17 protein-coding genes and 1 riboswitch are annotated in these 20012 nt (G+C 41.6%); all 17 genes read left to right on the forward strand.

Going from position 1 to position 20012, the window contains the following annotated elements; all coding sequences use genetic code 11:
• Window positions 1–295 precede the first annotated feature (295 nt).
• The 17 genes from secA (at window position 296) to NST81_RS02500 (ending at window position 19821) form a co-directional block, all read left to right on the forward strand.
• Window positions 296–2809: a preprotein translocase subunit SecA gene (secA, locus tag NST81_RS02420; protein ID WP_048622569.1), complete on the forward strand. Its 2514-nt coding sequence runs from the start codon at window positions 296–298 to the stop codon at window positions 2807–2809.
• Window positions 2810–2946: 137 nt separating this feature from the next.
• Window positions 2947–4048 (forward strand): peptide chain release factor 2 gene (gene prfB / locus NST81_RS02425; RefSeq protein ID WP_327823883.1). Its coding sequence is split into 2 segments (ribosomal slippage): window positions 2947–3018 and window positions 3020–4048, totalling 1101 coding nucleotides; the frame shifts between segments, so codons are not numbered across the junction.
• Between the two features lie 550 nt (window positions 4049–4598).
• A complete protein-coding gene (locus NST81_RS02430; RefSeq protein WP_048622571.1) occupies window positions 4599–5366 on the forward strand; it encodes a helix-turn-helix transcriptional regulator in 768 nt (255 codons plus the stop codon).
• Window positions 5363–6454, forward strand: a complete 1092-nt coding sequence (locus tag NST81_RS02435; protein ID WP_341028110.1) for an XdhC family protein — start codon at window positions 5363–5365, stop codon at window positions 6452–6454. The genes NST81_RS02430 and NST81_RS02435 overlap by 4 nt, the downstream gene beginning before the upstream one ends.
• Window positions 6455–6505: 51 nt before the next feature.
• Window positions 6506–7081: a nucleotidyltransferase family protein gene (locus tag NST81_RS02440; protein ID WP_341030467.1), complete on the forward strand. Its 576-nt coding sequence runs from the start codon at window positions 6506–6508 to the stop codon at window positions 7079–7081.
• A 1-nt stretch (window position 7082) separates the two neighbouring features.
• Window positions 7083–7898 carry an enoyl-CoA hydratase/isomerase family protein gene (locus NST81_RS02445; RefSeq protein ID WP_053083210.1) on the forward strand — a complete coding sequence of 272 codons (816 nt, stop codon included), beginning with the start codon at window positions 7083–7085 and terminating at the stop codon, window positions 7896–7898.
• A 468-nt stretch (window positions 7899–8366) separates the two neighbouring features.
• Complete coding sequence (gene cccB, locus NST81_RS02450) at window positions 8367–8681, forward strand: cytochrome c551 (RefSeq protein ID WP_048622574.1); 315 nt, start codon at window positions 8367–8369, stop codon at window positions 8679–8681.
• 966 nt (window positions 8682–9647) lie between these two features.
• Entirely contained in the window at window positions 9648–10334 is a 687-nt protein-coding gene (gene ftsE, locus NST81_RS02455) for a cell division ATP-binding protein FtsE (RefSeq protein WP_003352363.1), read from the forward strand.
• Entirely contained in the window at window positions 10324–11208 is an 885-nt protein-coding gene (ftsX, locus tag NST81_RS02460; RefSeq protein ID WP_040340803.1) for a permease-like cell division protein FtsX, read from the forward strand. Before ftsE ends, ftsX begins: the two co-directional genes overlap by 11 nt.
• A 55-nt stretch (window positions 11209–11263) precedes the next feature.
• Complete coding sequence (locus NST81_RS02465) at window positions 11264–12532, forward strand: murein hydrolase activator EnvC family protein (protein WP_327797467.1); 1269 nt, start codon at window positions 11264–11266, stop codon at window positions 12530–12532.
• 130 nt (window positions 12533–12662) lie between these two features.
• Window positions 12663–12761, forward strand: a complete 99-nt coding sequence (locus NST81_RS02470; RefSeq protein ID WP_147542737.1) for a YjcZ family sporulation protein — start codon at window positions 12663–12665, stop codon at window positions 12759–12761.
• Between the two features lie 628 nt (window positions 12762–13389).
• The gene (locus NST81_RS02475) at window positions 13390–13869 is read left to right on the forward strand and encodes a GNAT family N-acetyltransferase (protein WP_048622578.1); all 480 of its coding nucleotides are present in this window, start codon (window positions 13390–13392) and stop codon (window positions 13867–13869) included.
• A gap of 205 nt (window positions 13870–14074) precedes the next feature.
• Window positions 14075–14191: riboswitch (SAM riboswitch) on the forward strand.
• A gap of 131 nt (window positions 14192–14322) precedes the next feature.
• Window positions 14323–15564 carry a homoserine dehydrogenase gene (locus NST81_RS02480; RefSeq protein WP_341028120.1) on the forward strand — a complete coding sequence of 414 codons (1242 nt, stop codon included), beginning with the start codon at window positions 14323–14325 and terminating at the stop codon, window positions 15562–15564.
• 133 nt (window positions 15565–15697) lie between these two features.
• Window positions 15698–17164, forward strand: coding sequence for a S41 family peptidase (locus NST81_RS02485; RefSeq protein ID WP_341030468.1), 1467 nt, complete (start codon window positions 15698–15700; stop codon window positions 17162–17164).
• Between the two features lie 255 nt (window positions 17165–17419).
• Complete coding sequence (locus NST81_RS02490; RefSeq protein WP_341028121.1) at window positions 17420–18607, forward strand: PDZ domain-containing protein; 1188 nt, start codon at window positions 17420–17422, stop codon at window positions 18605–18607.
• A gap of 239 nt (window positions 18608–18846) precedes the next feature.
• Window positions 18847–19497: an HD domain-containing protein gene (locus tag NST81_RS02495; protein ID WP_003352353.1), complete on the forward strand. Its 651-nt coding sequence runs from the start codon at window positions 18847–18849 to the stop codon at window positions 19495–19497.
• A 90-nt stretch (window positions 19498–19587) separates the two neighbouring features.
• Window positions 19588–19821, forward strand: a complete 234-nt coding sequence (locus tag NST81_RS02500; RefSeq protein ID WP_040340801.1) for a CsbA family protein — start codon at window positions 19588–19590, stop codon at window positions 19819–19821.
• The last annotated feature ends 191 nt before the right edge of the window (window positions 19822–20012 follow it).

Genomic DNA, 20012 nt, shown 5'->3' on the forward strand with positions numbered 1-20012 from the left:
ATAGACATTGTGCTTTCGGAGGAAGTCCGGCTCTTTGTTTTTGGAAAAATCATCGGCAATGTTCTCATCATTCACACAAAGAAGGTTTATTTCCACCATATCGGACGCCGTTTACAAAAGTTGTCTCTGTATAGCGACAGTGGTATTATAAAATAGTGAAAAAGTGCAATGATCTGTGTTTATAAGTGGTCTATTACATGCTAAACAATTTTGTTCAATTTCTTCCTTTCCAAGTGTTGACCACATATTTTAGTCAGAAGAGAGTTTTGAAAGCTAATAAAGGAGAGTACAATGAATGGGATTACTAAATAAACTGTTTGATGCCAACAAGCGAGAGGTCAAACGTCTGAAAAAGATGGCTGACCAAATTGACGCACTTAGTTCTGAAATGGAAAAGCTCTCTGACGATCAACTTCGTGCCAAAACAGAAGAATTTAAACAGCGTCATCAAAACGGAGAATCGTTAGATGACTTATTAATAGAGGCTTTTGCCGTTGTACGGGAAGGAGCACGCCGAGTTCTCGGCCTGTATCCTTACAAAGTGCAGCTCATGGGTGGCATTGCCCTTCACGAAGGCAATATTGCGGAAATGAAAACAGGGGAAGGAAAAACGTTGACCGCCACTATGCCGGTTTATTTAAATGCTCTCGCCGGAAAAGGCGTTCACGTAGTGACGGTAAACGAATATTTGGCTTCCCGCGACGCCACGGAAATGGGCAAGCTTTATGAATTTCTTGGACTGACCGTAGGGCTTAACTTAAACAGCATGTCAAAAGAGGAAAAAAAAGAAGCCTACCAAGCAGATATCACGTACGGAACGAACAACGAATTTGGATTTGATTATTTGCGAGATAACATGGTTTTGTATAAAGAAGATAAAGTTCAGCGCCCTCTTTACTACGCTGTCATCGATGAAGTAGACTCGATTTTGATCGATGAAGCCCGCACTCCGTTAATCATTTCCGGACAAGCGGAAAAATCCACTCAGCTTTATATCCAAGCTAATGCGTTTGTCAAAACTTTAAAACGCGATGAAGATTATACGTACGATGAAAAAACAAAAGCCGTGCTGCTGACAGAAGAAGGCATCAACAAAGCGGAAAAATACTTTGGAATCGATAACTTGTTTGATTTAAAACACGTCACGCTAAACCACCATATCAGCCAAGCTTTGAAAGCTCATGTAAGCATGCACCGTGACGTCGATTACGTCGTTCAAGACGGCGAAATCGTCATTGTCGACCAATTTACAGGGCGTTTGATGAAAGGACGCCGCTACAGCGATGGGCTCCATCAAGCCATCGAGGCAAAAGAAGGATTAAAAATTCAAAACGAAAGCATGACGTTGGCTACGATCACATTCCAAAACTATTTCCGGATGTACGCGAAATTGGCAGGGATGACAGGAACAGCAAAAACGGAGGAAGAAGAATTCCGAAATATATACAATATGAGAGTCATTGTCATTCCTACGAATAAGCCTGTCATCCGTGAAGATCGCCCTGATTTGATTTACGCAACGATGGAAGGAAAATTTCGCGCAGTAGTGGAAGATATTTATCAGCGCCATATGACAGGGCAGCCTGTGCTTGTAGGGACAGTGGCCATTGAAACATCTGAATTGTTGTCGAAGATGCTGACAAAAAAAGGTGTCCGCCACAACGTATTGAACGCCAAAAACCATCAGCGTGAAGCGGAAATCATTGCCCATGCGGGTGAAAAAGGGGCTGTCACCATCGCAACGAACATGGCCGGACGCGGAACCGATATTAAGCTGGGCGAAGGGGTAAGCGAATTAGGCGGACTTGCCGTGATCGGGACAGAACGCCATGAGTCTCGCCGGATCGACAATCAGCTCCGCGGACGTTCAGGTCGTCAAGGCGATCCGGGGGTTACCCAGTTTTATTTATCGATGGAAGATGAGTTAATGAGGCGTTTCGGCTCAGATAATCTAAAAAATATGATGTCGCGTCTTGGTATGGACGATTCCCAGCCGATTCAAAGCAAAATGGTCACGAGAGCGGTCGAATCTGCGCAAAAACGTGTGGAAGGCAATAACTTTGATGCCAGAAAGCGGTTGTTGGAGTACGATGATGTCCTGCGTCAACAACGGGAAATCATTTATAAACAGCGCGATGAAGTATTGGAATCGGACAATTTACGTTCTATTATTGAGAATATGATTCACTCCGTTCTTGAAAGAGTCGTTCAATCCCATGCTTCTACTGCAGAAGACGAGGAACAATGGAATTTGCAAGGAATCGTCGATTATGTCAATGCCAATCTTCTTCCGGAAGGAGACGTCACAGTAGAAGACTTGCTCGGAAAAGAGCCGGACGAGATGGTGGATCTGATTTTTTCGAAAGTGCAAAAACGCTACGATGAAAAAGAAGAAAGCTTGTCGAAAGAACAGATGCGCGAATTTGAAAAAGTCATTCTTCTGCGCGCTGTCGACTCTAAATGGATTGACCATATTGATGCTATGGAACAGCTCAGGGAAGGCATCCATTTGCGTGCTTACGGGCAAATTGATCCGCTTCGCGAGTATCAAAATGAAGGTTATCAGATGTTTGAGCTTATGATTGAAGCGATTGAGGAAGAAACGGCAAAATATATTATGAAAGCGGAAATCCACAGCAATTTGGAACGCCAAGAAGTGGCGAAAGGACAAGCGGTCAATCCGAAAGAAGACGGTGAAAAAGTAAAGCGGCAGCCATTCCGCAAAAAAGTCAATATCGGCCGCAACGACCCGTGTCCATGCGGAAGCGGCAAAAAATATAAAAACTGCCATGGTAAGACGGCAGGATAAACGTTTGGCCGGCAGTGATTCTTTTGCCCCCTTTTCTTTTCTGATGAGATAAGAGAAGGGGTTCTCTCTTGCCCGGTAAATTAGGGCGAAGGTAAAATACAAAATAGCTACGAGATTAAACGATGAGGTGAGAAGGAATGGAACTTTTTGAAATTCGAAATGAATTGGATAAAACAGCTAAGAGATTAGCGGATTTTAGGGGGTCTCTTTGACTTAGAAAATAAAGAAGCGCGCATTGCGGAATTGGATGACATTATGATGCAGCCTGATTTTTGGAACGACCAGCAAAAAGCCCAGGCCATCATCAATGAAGCCAATGGATTAAAAGATCTTGTGAACGAGTATAAAGATCTTTTAGAGACGCAAGAAAATCTGGATTTAACCTATGAGCTTGTAAAAGAAGAAAACGATACGGAATTGAAAGCAGAATTAGAATCAGAGCTGGAAGACTTCACAAAACGGCTGAATCGTTATGAATTGGAGCTGTTGTTAAGCGAACCGTACGATAAAAATAATGCGATACTGGAACTGCATCCCGGTGCTGGAGGAACAGAGTCGCAAGACTGGGGTTCCATGCTTCTTCGCATGTATACAAGATGGGCGGAAAAGAAGGGATATAAAGTCGAGACTCTCGATTATCTGCCTGGAGATGAAGCGGGCATTAAAAGTGTCACCTTGTTAATTAAGGGGCATAATGCTTACGGCTACTTAAAGGCTGAAAAAGGAGTCCACCGCCTTGTACGCATTTCTCCATTTGATTCATCCGGACGGCGCCACACTTCTTTTGTTTCTTGCGATGTGATGCCGGAATTTAATGAGGAAGTTGAAATTGAAATTCGCAATGAAGATTTGAAAATCGACACTTATCGCTCAAGCGGTGCAGGCGGACAACACGTCAACACAACCGATTCCGCGGTCAGAATTACCCACTTGCCGACTGGTATTGTTGTGACGTGCCAATCAGAACGTTCGCAAATTCAAAACCGCGAACGGGCGATGAACATGTTGAAAGCGAAATTATACCAAAAAAAATTGGAAGAGCAGGAAAAAGAATTGGCAGAAATCCGCGGCGAACAAAAGGAAATTGGCTGGGGAAGCCAAATACGTTCCTACGTATTTCATCCGTACTCCATGGTGAAAGACCATCGTACCAATACAGAAACCGGAAATGTACAAGCGGTAATGGACGGAGAAATTGATATGTTTATCGATGCCTATCTCCGTTCACGGCTGAAATAATGTTTTTCATCTGGGATCCTTTATACTCAGACTTCAGCGGATGTCTGAGCTGACGGAGTAGATGAAAGGAAACAGAACACAGTTGGGGCTGACTCTAAACGAACGAATCGCGTTGGTTTAGAGTCAGCTTTTTTTGACTTTAAAAGAGAATGGTTTCTTAGTAAAATGGAAATATCCATGCAAGATCCGCTTAACAAGCGCTCTCATTTTGATGGAAGTCGACCCCTCCGCTAGAATTTGGAAATCTTCATTGATGAACAGCCCCGCTCACGAGCTAAACACGGAACGATTGAGTCGTTCGACGAAAATTTTTTCCGTTATTTTAAAGGAAGGCCGCTGCAGTTCTTTCTTCGAATTTTTTGGAGTTTCTTAAATGAGATTGTATTTTGAAAGTGTTTATATGATTTTTATTGAAAGAATGGCAGATTCCTAATTTTCCCGTATTATTATTCAGAAAATTCCAAAGTATAAAAATTCAAAAGCAAGAAAGTGAAATTTTAAAACCATTGAACGATCATTTTAACTATCATATGAACAGGGAGGGTAATAATTGGCTGAAGTCTTAATTGTCGATAACGACAAACATTCGAGAAAAGAAATTAGAAAGTACATCGAGAAAAGTAAATTTCGTTTTCTGACCATTTTCGAGGCCAATACAGCTCAAAGAGGGTTAGTTCTTTTAAAACAAAGCCGTCCGAGCACGTTAATTTTAGATATTTCGCTGCCCGATATGGATGGATTAAAATTTGGAAGATCGGCATTACAATTATATTCAGATTTGCCCGTTATTATCGTGTCGCATTTAAAAATGTTTGAACTTGTACAAGAGGCTATTAATTCCGGATTTTCAGCCTATTTATTGAAACCGCTTTCCAAAAATGATTTGTATCAAGCGTTAGAACGGGTTTTGCCTCTGGGACTTAACCAAGAGCTTCATCAAACGATCAAAGGGAACAGTCATTTTTCTTCAGACTTAAAAAACCCGATTGAAAGCGCGATTCAATTTATTCAGATGAATTATGGCTATTCTCTTACACTAAAACAAGTAGCAGATCAAGTATATTTGAGCCCATCCTATTTCAGCCGATTGTTTAAAGAAGAAGTTGGCATGACGTTTGTGGAGTATCTATCATTTGTTAGAGTGGAGAAAGCCAAAAGTTTGCTCAGAATTTCCTGTTTACCGATTGAGGTGATAGCGAATAATACAGGGTTTTCGAATCCCAGCTATTTTGCTACCACTTTCAAAAAATTAGTAGGGAAAACGCCAAGTGAATATCGGGATCAATTTTATTTTCAAGAACAGGGGGTGAATCCATGATTGCGATCCAAAAAGAATTAGAACGCTGCAAAAAGAAAGGGCTCTCGGGTGTCATAGGAACCATTATTTCAACGGAGGGTTCGACTTATCAAAAGGCCGGCACCAAATGTTTCATTTCAGAAGATCGACATTTAACGGGGATTTTAAGTGGGGGATGTGTTGAATCCGACATTATGGAACACGCCTTCAAAGTTCTTGAGAATGAGAAGCCGACTGTCCTTCATTATAATTTTTACGGAGATGAAGATATTGTCTGGGGGCTTGGCGTTGGATGCAATGGAAAAATCAATATTTTATTAGAGCCCTATCTTCCTGCAAAGCAGCCTGAAAAGGCAGCCTTGATCGAACGATATTTTTCAGATTCCTTAAAGAAACCGTTGCATGCCATTACCGTCGTAGAAGCGAATGATGAATCACTGCAAGGAAAAACGTGGATAATCGATGCTGTTGACACCAAGAGAGGTTCAACGATTTCTGTTCAAGATATTGCAGATGATTATAAGAAAAGGAAAAAAAATTTAAAAAATGAATTGGTTCACCTAGGCGGCGAACAAAATTTATACGTGTACTATGAATCGGTAAGTCCACCTCCTCATCTAATCGTTTTCGGTGCAGGTCCTGATGCAATACCACTCGTCAAGATGGCGAAAAATTTGAAATGGAAGGTGACCGTACTCGATTATCGCCCATCCTATTGCAGCAAAGATCATTTTCCGGATGCGGATGATCTTTGCTTATATCCTTCCGGAAGCGTACCAAAAGTTTCTCTTCACCAAAACTCCTATGTCGTTATCATGACACATAACTTCCTGCACGATAAGGAAATTTTAGAAGAGATTTTAAATTCGGATGCTGCCTATATCGGACTGTTGGGACCGAGAAAAAGGACGGATCAATTGATTGCGGCCAGCGACATCCTTGTGAATAATGACAAAGTCCATCTCCTTCACAGCCCGATAGGATTGGACATCGGGGCCAAAACACCGGAAGAAATCGCATTGAGCATATTGGCCGAAATTACGATCGTATATAGAGGTGGCTCCGGACAGAAGCTATCGCAATTAGCGGATATGAGGCAATCTGTGTGAAGGAGGCGTCTGCCGATTTTACAGAAGAAGAGAAAAAACATTTGGGGAATTATTTTAGCTTCAGGTTTTTCAAAGAGGATGGGAAAACCTAAGCTGCTTCTTCCATATAAAGGGAAATCCATGATCCGGCATGTTTTGGATGCCAGCACCAATTCCTGCTTAAACGGCGTCATTGTCGTCGTGAATCCCGACATAGCCGGGCTTCAACAGGAAGTACGGAGTTCGTCTGTAAACAAACTAGTGTTGAATGATGAGGCGGGTAAAGGAATGTCTACATCGCTAAAAGCAGGGGTGACAAATCTGCCTTCTACGACGGATGCTGCCGTCGTGCTGCTCGGTGATCAGCCGCTTGTAACAGCGGACGATATTAATGAAGTCATTCGATGTTATGTATCGAATGAAGCCCCTATTGTTCAAGCGCAATATCAGTCCAAAAGAGGGCATCCCGTTCTGTTTGACCATTCGATGTTTCCGTATCTTTTCCATATAACAGGGGATGAAGGGGCCAGATCCATCTTAAAGAAGTTTGCCAACCAGATTCGTTTGGCTAGGTTGGATAAACCATATCCTGAGGATGTTGATACACCGGAAGATTATGAGGAACTTCTTCGGAAGGAGGTAAGGTAAAATGAGTCAATTGATTGGTAAAAAAGTAACTCGTATAGAAGATGCCAGACTGCTGACAGGGCAGGGAAAATACATCGATGATATCGGGACGCCGCCTAATACCGCTCATGTGGCGATATTAAGAAGTCCTTACCCTCATGCTAAAATCGTTTCTATCGATTATTCAGAAGCGCTGGAAATTCCGGGGGTAAAAGGAGTTGTGACTGGGAAGGATATTGAGCCTTTATTAAATCCATTCAGTGTCGGAGTGACAGCGCCAGTTCAATACTATCCAATGGCTATTGATAAAGTGCGGTATGTTGGCGAGCCGGTAGCGGTCGTTGCGGCCAAAAACCGCTATATCGCGGAAGATGCTTTAGAAAAAAGTACGTTAGGCACAATGCCGCTTTATCATACGATGGGAATGAGATCCCTTTTATCCATCATGTTTTTAAATGGCAAATATGTCGTATTAACTGACTTTGATGAAAAAGAAGCCCTTGAACTATTGGAACGCGAAGAAATTACGTCGCTTATGATCATGAGAGCTAGAAGGATACCGGCTGATGAGGGTTATCAATGGGGACTGATCACGAAAGTAGTCCCGAAAGCAGATTTGGAAAAAGAAGTGGACGCACTGGTTGAGGAACTGTTAAAGTTTTCGCCGCTTGCATTAAAAGTATGTAAGCAAGTACTGAATGCAGCAGATGAAACGCCTCTTAGCGCAGGTATTGAATTGGAAGGAAAAGCATATGGTTTGCTTCGGACAACGGAAGACTTTAAAGAAGGAGTAGCGGCATTTGTAGAGAAGAGAAAACCAAATTTCGTTGGAAAATAAGATTTTCACTGCAGGAAATCAAGGCTCCCGATAACATAGTTTTCGGGAGCCTTTTTAATGTTTTTTCTTAAATACGAATTATTTGAAATGGTAAAGGAACGGAGAGCCCGCGGAAAGCGAGTGAATTTCGCGATCATCCATAATTACCCGAAATAAGGTTTTACATGAAGAAAGGGGTGCTCCTGGGCATTTTATTGACTTTAGAAACAGACCTTTTCTTTTTAAAATTTGCTTCCCTATATAGGAAGATTTTTTTCATTTATTACGCTCATAATAAATAATAGATAATCGGTTTGGATCAGATTCAAACGGAAATTCACGAAATAGAAACCATTTACGGAAAGGAATGTCCTGGCTGCATGTTTATGATGTCATCGGGAAATGGAAGAGATGTGGAACAGTTCCAAAGTGAAATAAAATTGGTATAATTTTTTAGGAGTTCTATTCTGATCACAAGGGAGGATAAAAATGAAAAAGTTGATGGGGCTTATACTTGGAACATCGATTCTACTTGCCGCTTGTGGTGGAGGCAATGGCGATAATGCAAAAGAATCGGCTAGTAAAGGAGATGACCCGCAACAGATCTACAACAATAAGTGCATTAGCTGCCATGGGGAAAATTTAAAAGGCGGTGTCGGTCCTTCTTTGCAAAAAGTTGGTTCTAAATACAGCAAAGAGGAAATCTTAAATATTCTGAAAAATGGCCGTGGACAAATGCCTCCAAAAGTTGTACAAGGAAAGGACGCCGAAAAAATGGCAGAATGGCTGGCCAATAAAAAATAATAAAACGCTTAACAATGTTGTTTCTAGAAAATCAAATGGAAAAAGGGATGAAAAGAAAAAAGCTGAGTGCGATGGAAGCGCTCAGCTTTTTTTCTGTGTGCGCCCGGCATGGGTGTAATCTATAGGGTGAAAGTCCCGAGCTGCGAAGGCAGAAGTAGCAGTTAGCTTAACGCAAGGGTGTCCGTGGTGACGCGGAATCTGAAGGAAGCGGGCGGCAAACTTCCGATCTGAGGAACACGAACTTCATAGGAGGCTAGGTATCACTGGGTGAGTTTGCACAACAAAACAAAGCCCTTTCTGCCGAAGGTGATACAGAGTAAATGAAGCAGATGGATGGAAGGAAAGATTACACTCTTACCCGGGGAGGTCTGATGGATACGTGAAGTACCCTTCATAACCTACTTAGTGATAAGTAGCTGAGCCATCAGAAGTCAGCAGAGGTCATAGTACGAATTGGTCTAGAACAATTCGGAAGGACTGAACAATTAAGAGAGAATAGCCCTTTGCATTCAGTGTGTCATGTTGAACACAGAAAACGTAGTACCTCACTTGAGGAAGGAAACGGTGAATCCCGTGGGGGACCTCTTGGAGGGTGGAGTGACCACTGGCATAAAGAGAACAGCTATTCACGGAAGTTATAAAGACTTGCGTCATTTATCTTGATTGAACCGCCGTATACGGAACCGTACGTACGGTGGTGTGAGAGGACGGGGGTTAATCACCCCCTCCTACTCGATCGAAAAAAGGATTGTATTCTTTCGTATATCGTCATGAGCCGGTTGCGGACTTCTCTACTATTTTTACATTCTGAAATCAAAATGTAACATAAATTTTCAATGAGTGAAAGATATTCAATGCTATAATGAGTTTTGAGTTGAAAATTCGCTAGATTTTGCGATTTTTCCCTAAAAAAATGGGTTAGAGTCATAAATTCGACAAGAAATAAAAGACTTAGGTGGTTTTAAAATGATAGAAATGAAGGATGTTTTTAAGCAATATCCGAACGGCGTAGTGGCGGCCAATGGTTTTAATGTAAGGATTGGTAAAGGAGAATTCGTTTACATCGTTGGCCCGAGCGGTGCAGGCAAGTCCACTTTTATCAAGCTGATTTATAGGGAAGAAAAACCGACAAAAGGCACCGTGATTGTCAATGGGACCACCGTTTCTACCTTGAAAAACAGCAAAGTTCCGTTTTTGAGGAGAAATATTGGAGTTGTATTCCAAGATTTTAAACTGCTGCCGACGCTGACTGTTTATGAAAATGTCGCCTTTGCGTTGGAAGTGATTGAAGAAGAACCGGAAAAAATTAGAAAAAGAGTCATGGAAGTACTGCAATTGGTCGGCTTAAAGCATAAAGCGAGAATGTTTCCCGATGAGCTTTCAGGCGGGGAACAGCAGCGTGTTTCGATTGCGCGCTCGATTGTGAATCGTCCGAAAGTGGTGATCGCGGATGAACCAACCGGAAATTTAGACCCTGAGACATCTTGGGACATTATCAATCTTTTTGAAAAAATCAACCGAACAGGCACGACGATTGTCATGGCGACTCACAACAAAGAAATTGTCAATACAAACCGCCATCGGGTGATTGCTATTGATAACGGGCGGATTGTACGTGACGAGCAGCGAGGTGAGTACGGATATGAAAGCTAGAACAGTGCGTCGCCACTTTCGAGAAAGTTTTAAGAGCCTCGGCCGCAACGGCTGGATGACGTTCGCATCCGTTTCGGCAGTGACCGTCACTTTATTGATGGTCGGAGTGTTTCTGATCATTTTATTTAATATGAACAAAGCAGCCACGGATATGGAAAAAGACGTCGAAATCAGGGTGCATATTGCTCTTAACGCCAATAAGCAAGACGAACAAGAGCTCAAAGAACAAATTGAATCGATGCCCCAAGTGAAATCCGTCCAGTTTTCCTCAAAAGAACAAGAATTGCAAAATTTGATTAAAGACATGGGAGACGAATTTAAACTTTTTAAACAAGATAATCCTCTTTACGATGTGTTCATCGTCAAAACGAAAAATCCGAAAGATACGTCAAAAGTGGCTGAGAAAATCAGTCATTTCGATCATACGGAAAAAGTGGTCTACGGAGAAAAGAAAATCAAAAAATTGTTTCGGGTGCTTGAAACGGCAAGGAATGTCAGCCTTGTGCTTCTGATCGGATTATTGTTCACCGCCATGTTTTTAATTTCGAACACGATTAAAATGAACATCTTTTCAAGACGAAAAGAAATTGAAATTATGAGACTCGTTGGAGCCACCAATTCGTTTATTCGCTGGCCTTTTTTACTGGAAGGGCTTTGGATCGGAATTTTAGGTTCTGTCATTCCAATCGCATTTGTGGCGGTCGTCTATAAAGTAATCTATCAATATTTTCAAACGCATGTGCATGATCATTTTATCCAAATTCTTTCCTATACGCCTTTTGTGTTCCAAGTAAGCGCCATTATTTTATTGGTCGGCGTTTTTATCGGAATGTGGGGAAGCTTCTTGTCTGTTCGCCGCTTCTTGAAAATTTAAAGTTTTTTAGATCTACATACTTGTAACGTTAAAAAATGATAGGGAAAGGGGATTTATGGTGAAAAAGAGAGTCGTTCTTTCAGCCGCTTTGGCTGCTTCTTTAGGGCTTGGAAGCAATTTTGGCTTCACAAAAGCCGCTTTTGCTTCCAAAATTTCAGATTTGGAATCGAAAAATACACAAATCGAACAAAAAAAGGCGGACCTCAAGCATCATCTTCAAGAAAAAGACCAAAAACTAAACGAGCTAAAAGACCAGCAAAGCAAGTTGGCGAAAGAAATAAAAGCGATCGATATGGCTGCTCAAGATGCCGAATTAAAAATTGCTGAGAAACAAAAACAAATGAAAGAGACAAACGAAAAAATCGAAAATCTGAAAAAAGAAATTAAAGTAATTCAAAAGCGTATTCAGGAACGGAACGAAGTGCTTAAGGAACGGGCACGTGCACTTCAGCAAAGCGGGGGAAGCGCTAGCTACATAGACGTGCTGCTTGGTGCTGAAAGTTTTAGTGATTTTATCGACCGCGCCACAGCGGTGACAGCTCTTGTAAACGCTGATAAAACGATTTTGGATGAGCAAAAAAAAGATGAAGAAAAGCTAGAGAATAATCGCAAAGAAGTAGAAAAAGAGTTGGACCGTTTAACAGGAATGGTGCAGGATTTAAAAGATTTAACGGCACGTTTAAATGCCAAACGAACGGAAAAAGACTCGTTGATGAAGCAGTTGGCAAAAGAGCAGAAAGACGTTGAAAACGATAAATTAAGCCTTCAAGAAGAACAAGAATTGCTGGCATCTCAACAGTCGGCTATTCAACAAGCGATTCAAAGCGAGAAAAACCGAAAAAAAGAGGCCGCACAAGCACCACAGCCAACTGGCAATGAACATTCCGTTCAGTCCGCCAGCCAAGGTCCGATGCCTGAAGTTTCGTCTGGGGCCTTTACTCGGCCGGCAGCCGGGGTGATTTCTTCTGAGTTTGGCGCTAGAGGTTCTGAATTCCATGAAGGAATCGATATCGCGAACAGCGGCTCCAACGTTCCAATAGTGGCTGCCGCATCAGGAGAAGTGATTCGCTCCTATTATTCTACTTCTTATGGAAACTGTATTTTTATTTCACATTCCATTAATGGAAAAGTATTTACGACGGTTTATGCCCATATGTCCGCGCGTCTCGTCCAATCGGGACACGTTTCGAAAGGACAAGTGATCGGTTATATGGGAAGCACGGGACAATCAACCGGCCAGCATCTTCATTTTGAAATTCATGAAGGGCCATGGACTCCGGATAAAAGATATGCTGTTAATCCACGGAAATATATTAATTTTTAAGGTATGGAAGAGCTTGACACATGTCAGGCTCTCTTTTTCATTTTGAAAAAAATCGATGGACAGCTACACGAGCCCGGGCATCTGAGGGGCAATTGGAATATGTTATTCTGTACTCACAAATGGAGGTGTTATGATGGGCGGAGCTTATGCAGGTGGCTTTGCGTTGATTGTTGTGTTGTTTATTTTGTTGATTATTGTTGGTACGGCTTTCGTTGGTTTCGGTTACTAGTAAGGTGCTTATTGCGAAGAAGTATGTTTGACATTTGGAAAAAGTTTCGACAAAATCGGTTATCAAAATTAAATGTGTTCAAACATTGCCTTGCTTTCTTACTATCCCGGCAGTAGCGTTTTAACGCGAAGTCTGGAAAAAGGTTGAACATTGAATTTCATTATACGGGCTGATTTTTAGAGGCATTCTCTCTGAATCAGCCTGTTGTTTGTATGTCGGCCTTATCATGATCTCATTTTTAAACATATTTAAGGGCCTGCTTTTCTTTCTATCGGCCTGATAAATCCTCATCATCATGGCGAACATGATCGCCGAACGAATGGAATTCGAAATACTGATAATCTTCAAAATGAAGTGTGTATGCAACAAAAAAATCTTTTACAATGAAAGTGAAGGCGGTTCTTCTCCATTCAAATAGTAAAGATAACCCGTCACACTCCTTTTATTTAGTAAATTAGGTCTTCCCTTTTCCATTAAACACTTTTCAAACAAATAACCCAAACTGGACTTTTACACCAAGAAACTTGCATATAGGCTCGCTTTTTCCTCAATGGAAGAAATGAGTGGCACAATGCTTGACGATCAATGCATAGCCATTGAACCACTGCAAAGGAGAGGAGAATGATGAATGATAAAACCAATAAAAGATGTAAGGAAGGAGTTCATTTTAAAATTTTTTAAAGAGCAATGGGGAAGCACAGAAATGGTGACATCAAGCGGTACATACGATTGCTTGGAATTGGATGGATTTGTCTCTCTAAACTTAAAAGGAGAAATCAATGGATTCATTACTTTTTACATTTCAAAAGATGAATGCGAAATTATATCGTTGGATAGTATGGAAGAAAATAAAGGCATTGGAACTTCTTTGCTGAATCGTGTTGAATTTTTTGCTAAAGAACAAAATTGTAAGAAAATGAAACTGATTACGACTAATGATAATTTGAGGGCTATCCGATTTTATCAAAAAAGAGGATATCAATGTGTAAAGGTCATCCCGAATGCCGTGAATATCGCGAGAAAGAAAAAGCCTGAAATCCCCCTTATGAATCCCGAGAACCATATACCGATACGGGACGAATTTTTGTTCGTAAAAGAAATACAATAAATCAAAACTTTTGCAGCGCGAATGTGCGACCGTTCTAAGTTCGCAAGGTCGATGGTCCGGCACTGTTCCGTATCGAACATGGACAAGCACAACCATGTGGATCATTGAAAAGGGCATTGACTTTAGTCCATAGATTCACTATAATTTGTTCAAAAGTTTCTTTTTTTTATTTATTCACAACAAACTGTAAATAATGAATATTTCACTCTTATCAAGAGCGGCGGAGGGATTAGGCCCAATGAAGCCCGGCAACCTTCAAGCAGTACTGCTTGAAAAGGTGCTAAGTCCTACAGATCTTGTATATAGATCTGAAAGATAAGAGGAGGAGTCCATCAACGTCCTCTTCTTAAGAAGAGGACGTTTTTCATTTAGAGCCGTTTTGTTTGTATCGAGGAGTATCAACAAGGGGTTGCAATAAAAAGCATTCTAGATTGATGTGAAGGAGGAGCAAACATGACAGAGAAAATTAAAGCAGCCATTTTGGGTTTTGGTACAGTGGGACAAGGAGTTTATCAATCGATTCAATCCCATCAAAGTCGGCTGAAACAGCTGCTTGGGAAAGAAGTGGAAGTTGCGGGAATCTTGATTCAACATCCGGAAAAAGAACGGGATGTAGATGAGTCTGTGATCGTTACGACCCAATTTGAAGACATTTTGGCGATTCCGGGCTTGCAAGTGATATTTGAAGCTATAGTGGGAGAAGAGCCGGGCCATACTTATTTATCAATGACAATAGAAAAAGGTATCCACGTTATCACTGCCAATAAAGTCATGTTTGCCCGCCACGGTCAGGAACTGTTAAAGAAAGCAAAAGAAAACGGCGTTCAAATAGGTTTTGAAGCGACGACTGCCGGTGGAACCCCGATTCTTCAAACGCTTGCGCTGTTAAGGGTCAATGAAGTGGAAGAAATACAAGGAATATTAAATGGAACTTCCAATTTTATTTTATCGGAAATGAGAGAAAAGAAAATCAGTTTTCATGAAGCGTTAAAAGACGCTCAAGCAAGAGGTTATGCCGAGGCGGATCCGGCCAATGACATCGAAGGGACCGATGCTTTTTATAAGCTGTTGATATTAAGCAACGTTGGCTGGGGAATTCAGCCGGAATGGGAAACGATTGAAAAACAAGGAATTACTCATATCACAAGCGAAGTTATTGAAATTGCCGATCAACTGCAATGTCGCGTAAAGCATGTAGCGGATATAAAAAAAGAAGGAAGCCATTTGAAAGGTTTTGTCAAGCCTGTCTTTGTACCGTCGACGCATCCATTTTACGGTGTAGAAGGAGTGGAGAATGCTGTTTCCTTCCAAGGAAGCTTAATTGGCAGAGTGACCATTCAAGGCCCCGGTGCCGGAAAGTATCCAACTGCAAGCGCCATGGTAGAAGATTTAATCCATGTTCTCAAACAAACTTCAGTAGGGAAAAAACCTTGTTTTTCCCATGCCTCTTCCAATACTGCTGAAACGGAATGGGTTGTATTGACGGAACAACCTCTATCTGAGCCAAATGTCGAAATAAAACATACAGGCAAGACCGCTTCAGTCTATTATTATGATATCGCCGCCACAAGGGAAACGATAGAGCAATGGCATCAAAAGGAAACAATCCTGCGAAGCTTTGAAGTGTTAAATGAACTGGCGCTTGAACCAAGGAATGCGTGCTTAGGGGCTGTTATATCCGGAGTTTCCATATAAAAATGTTTTCTGGCAGCCGAACCTTTCTCTTCATAACTTGTCCTTTCCGTGAATATAGATAATGACACGAACGTCAGGCTAGCTCGAACCTCAAAAAGAGGAGAAGGCTTTTGGACAGGAGGATGTATGAGTGATGAAGAGAAAATGGGCTGCTCTTCTTGTGTCGTGCTCTTTTTTAACGGGTGCAGGGAGCACTTATGCAGGATTGAAAATTTGGGATCAGAGGGCGCCGCAAGAAAGCCGGGAGCCTGGCCAAACAGGCGAGGCGTCTTACAAACTTCCGGATGAACTCCATAAAGTGGAAGTGGCGTATGAATTGATTTCAAAAAAATACGTGAAGAAGGTGAACAGCGGTCAGCTGGTGGAAGGGGCCATTTCCGGAATGCTGGCTGCTTTGAAAGACCCTTATTCCGTTTATATGGATGCTGAAACCGCTCACCAGTTTAATGATTCTTTGGACTCTGCTTTTGAAGGGATCGGGGCTGAGATCACCGTTAGAAACGGAAAAGTATTCATCGTTTCGCCCTTGAAAGATTCACCGGCGGAAAAGGCAGGTTTAAAGCCGAACGATCAGATTATTAAAGTCAATGGCAAAAACGTAGAGGGGTTGGATTTATATAAGGCGACTGAAAAAATCCGCGGAAAAAAGGGAACATCCGTCACGTTGGAAGTGAGAAGAGATGGGGCGGCAAAACCGTTGACATTTAAAGTGAAAAGGGGCGAAATACCGATTCAAACGGTGAATGGAAAAATCAAGAAAGAACATGGAAAACGAATAGGATATATCGAAATTACCTCTTTTTCGGAAGAAACGGGAAAAGACTTTAAAAAGAAATTAAAGCAGTTAGAGAAAGAACACATCAAAGGACTTGTTCTCGATGTTCGGGGCAATCCAGGAGGATTATTGACAAGCGTTGAAGAAATTTTAAAAGAACTCGTTACGGATCATAAGCCGTACTTGCAAATCGAAGAACGATCCGGAAAGAAAGTGGAATATTATTCAACGACCAAAAAAGCTAAACCTTATCCGATTGTGGTCCTTACAGATGGCGGAAGCGCTTCTGCATCTGAGATCTTAGCCGCAGCACTGAAGGAGGCAGAAGGGTATACTTTAATCGGGCAAAAAACATTTGGCAAAGGAACGGTTCAGCAAGCGGTTCCACTAAGCGACGGCAGCAATATTAAATTAACGACTTATAAATGGCTGACGCCAAACGGCAATTGGATTCATCATAAAGGAATTGAACCGAACATTGTGGTGAAGCAGCCTGACTATTTCTACGTTCATCCTCTTCAAATAGAAAAACCGCTAAAGAAAAATATGAATACCGATCAAGTCAAAAACGCCCAAGAAATGCTGGATGGACTGGGATACGCTCCCGGACGGACCGATGGCTATTTTAGCGCTCAAACGGAGAAAGCGGTTCGCGCCTTTCAAATGGAAAATCGAATAAAAGTGAACGGACAAATTGATAAACAGACAGCGCAAATGCTGGAGACTAAAATCATGGAAGCGATGAAAAAAGATAAAAATGATTTGCAGCTGAATGTGGCGCTAAAGGTTGTCAGCGATGATGAAAAAATTGTAAAAACTAAATGACATTTAAGGCTTTGTCTATTGATATCTGGTTTATGTAATATAGAAATAGTTTTGGCCGTAAACGGTTGTCCTTTGGCCGCTATTGTCCAGGACGTGTGACGGGAGAACTTCATGAAAAGAATTAGCGGCGAAAGAGAAGCCTGCTATGATTTCATTATGATCTTTGTGTAATTTTATATGTGTTTTCATCATTCATTTGATACAATGAGATTACAGTCAAAACGGTGAGACGGAAGAAAGGATGGTGGTTTCCTATTGATACAAGATATTCTGCTTGAATTGGCAAAAGGCTTTGGAAAACTTTTTCTCCATCCGCTTTTTTATTTTTCTTTCATCTTCTCTGTCTGTATTGGATTATGGCGGGTAAAAAGAGAACGGAAAGATTTTGATATCAGTGTATACGATATGTACCACGAATTGCGCATGTTGCTTCCGGCCGGATTGGTCGCCGGGGTCATTATTTCCGGCTGTACGCTGGCTCTTGGTGTTGAAGTGTCTTGGTTTTCATGCGCTCTGTTAGCCACGACCACTCTGCTGCTTAGCTTTTTCAGGGCCCGGTTTTTATCGCCGGCATGGATTTTTGGCGGTGCGGCCATTCTGTATTATGTGGCGAAAGCAGCTGGCATGGGTCTGCCTAATGCTGATTCCACCGTTTCAGAACCGCTCGTATTTGTATCGCTCTCTGTTCTTGCGGGGCTTCTTCTTATAGGGGAAGGGGCGCTCATTTATCGAAATGCTTGGCGGGACACTTCGCCAAGACTTGTCCAAAGTCCGCGGGGATTGACGGTGGGCGCTCACTATTCTCAACGTACGTGGCTCATTCCTGTGTTTTTATTGTTACCTGCTGATCATATTCGTTCTTCTTTTGATTGGTGGCCGTTTTTTTCCATTGGAGCACAATCATTCACGTTGTTTTTCTTTCCGTTTTTAATAGGGTTTGAACGGACGATGACGGCTTCTATTCCGGAAAGGGTTTTGAAGGAAACGGGCAGAAAGGTGATTTGGCTCGGTGTGTTGACCTTTTTGCTTGCCTTCGTGTCTCATTGGGTTCCGGTCATAAGCTATGTAGCCTTGATCTTTGCTTTTGCCGGTCGGTTGGCGATTTCCTATTTTGACCACAATCGGCAAAAAAGTCAGCCCCATTTTTTTACGCCCAGTACGAAAGGTGTTTTGATTTTGGGGGTTCTCCCCTTTACACCCGCTCATAAAATGGGACTGAAAAGCGGGGAAATTATCCGTAAAACAAACGGAGTGGAAGTCAACAGCGAGAAAGAATTTTATGAAGCGCTTCAACGCAACCGTGCATTTTGCAAATTGGAAGTGTATGATGTGAACGGCCAAGTTCGCTTTGCCCAAAGTTCTTTATATGAAGGCGAACATCATGAACTTGGGTTAATTTTCATTGATGAAGAAAGACATATAAACGGGTCAGCTGTATCATAGCAGTTGTTTCCCGCGATAAAGAGAGGCCTCCCTTTTAGCGAAATGTTCTTCGTAACATGAAAAGGGCGGTCTTTTTTCATCCATAAGATTGGCGAATGGCGCCCACCGTAACCGAGATGAGACGGGTATTGGTCCGGTAACGATTTCCATGATGATTCGATAATTCATCCATTTTAGTGGAAACTTTCAACAAAAATTGATACAATCATTCGCAATATACTTTTTAAGGAGGATGGCTTATGGGAGTACACAACTACTTTAAAAGTTTATCAGACTTAGAAAATCTGTTTCGTTGTCCGGGAAAGTTTAAATATCAAGAGCACTCGGTTGCAGCCCATTCTTTTAAAGTGACGAAAATTGCCCAATTTTTAGGGACGGTAGAAGAAGCGCATGGCGAAAAAGTAGATTGGAAAGCGTTGTATGAAAAAGCGCTCAACCATGATTATGCAGAATTGTTTACCGGCGATATAAAAACGCCTGTGAAATACGCTTCTAATGAATTAAAAGAGCTATTTTCACAAGTGGAGGCGCAAATGACGAAGAAATTCGTGGAAAAAGAATTTCCTGAAGAATTTCAATCGATTTATCTGGAACGGTTTCAAGAAGGGAAAGATGATACATTAGAGGGGAGAATTTTATCAGTGGCGGATAAAATTGATTTACTCTATGAATCGTTCGGGGAAATCCAAAAAGGAAATCCAGAACCGCTATTCCGCGAAATTTATCAGGAAGCTTTGTCCACTATTATGGAGTTTAAAGATATGAATTGCGTTCAATACTTTTTGAAGGAAATCGTGCCTGATTTATTATCGGAGACATACATTCCGCAAAGTGAACTGGAACAAATGACAGAAGATATTATTTTCAAAAAACAAAATCCGTCTGAATAAACAGAAAGCAGTAATTTTTTGTAAATGACTTTTCAGTTTATTCTGTATGTTATATGATGTATAGCAGAATGGTGCCAAAGGGGTGTGGATATGGAAGGGAAAATATTGTTGGCAATGTTTGTTCCCGGATTACTGGTGCTGCTGTTTGCACGTATCACGTATAATGAAGTCATTGGACTGGTTTTAACTGTCGCCTTAATCGCTGCTTCCGCCTACAAAGGATATACTCATACGTGGCCTTTGGTGATCATTGATGCCGCTTCTTTAACGGCTGGATTTTGGTTATCGAACTATTGGAAAAGAAGTCAAAAGAAAAGCGCTTAGGAACTGTTGCTGATCATTCCTGGCGCTATTTTTTTGCTGCTGAGGTTGCATGAATAGGCAGATTTTGAGCTTTAAACGAGACGCTACGGCCTTTTGATCCCGCGTGATCAGACAGCGGACTCCCACTGATAGAAGTAGACCAATGAAAGACAGTGTAATAACCTCTGATTGAAAACATTTCCATTGTTTTT

This window comes from Bacillus sp. FSL W8-0223, assembly GCF_038006805.1.
In the GTDB taxonomy this organism is placed as follows: domain Bacteria; phylum Bacillota; class Bacilli; order Bacillales; family DSM-4216; genus Bacillus_O; species Bacillus_O smithii.

Excerpts from the sequence above, each read along its gene's own strand:
- secA (WP_048622569.1), top strand. The coding sequence starts at position 296 with ATGGGATTACTAAATAAACTGTTTGATGCCAACAAGCGAGAGGTCAAA.
- NST81_RS02435 (WP_341028110.1), top strand. The coding sequence starts at position 5,363 with ATGATTGCGATCCAAAAAGAATTAGAACGCTGCAAAAAGAAAGGGCTC.
- NST81_RS02445 (WP_053083210.1), top strand. The coding sequence starts at position 7,083 with ATGAGTCAATTGATTGGTAAAAAAGTAACTCGTATAGAAGATGCCAGA.
- cccB (WP_048622574.1), top strand. The coding sequence starts at position 8,367 with ATGAAAAAGTTGATGGGGCTTATACTTGGAACATCGATTCTACTTGCC.
- ftsE (WP_003352363.1), top strand. The coding sequence starts at position 9,648 with ATGATAGAAATGAAGGATGTTTTTAAGCAATATCCGAACGGCGTAGTG.
- ftsX (WP_040340803.1), top strand. The coding sequence starts at position 10,324 with ATGAAAGCTAGAACAGTGCGTCGCCACTTTCGAGAAAGTTTTAAGAGC.
- NST81_RS02465 (WP_327797467.1), top strand. The coding sequence starts at position 11,264 with ATGGTGAAAAAGAGAGTCGTTCTTTCAGCCGCTTTGGCTGCTTCTTTA.
- NST81_RS02470 (WP_147542737.1), top strand. The coding sequence starts at position 12,663 with ATGATGGGCGGAGCTTATGCAGGTGGCTTTGCGTTGATTGTTGTGTTG.
- NST81_RS02475 (WP_048622578.1), top strand. The coding sequence starts at position 13,390 with ATGATAAAACCAATAAAAGATGTAAGGAAGGAGTTCATTTTAAAATTT.
- NST81_RS02480 (WP_341028120.1), top strand. The coding sequence starts at position 14,323 with ATGACAGAGAAAATTAAAGCAGCCATTTTGGGTTTTGGTACAGTGGGA.
- NST81_RS02485 (WP_341030468.1), top strand. The coding sequence starts at position 15,698 with ATGAAGAGAAAATGGGCTGCTCTTCTTGTGTCGTGCTCTTTTTTAACG.
- NST81_RS02495 (WP_003352353.1), top strand. The coding sequence starts at position 18,847 with ATGGGAGTACACAACTACTTTAAAAGTTTATCAGACTTAGAAAATCTG.
- NST81_RS02500 (WP_040340801.1), top strand. The coding sequence starts at position 19,588 with ATGGAAGGGAAAATATTGTTGGCAATGTTTGTTCCCGGATTACTGGTG.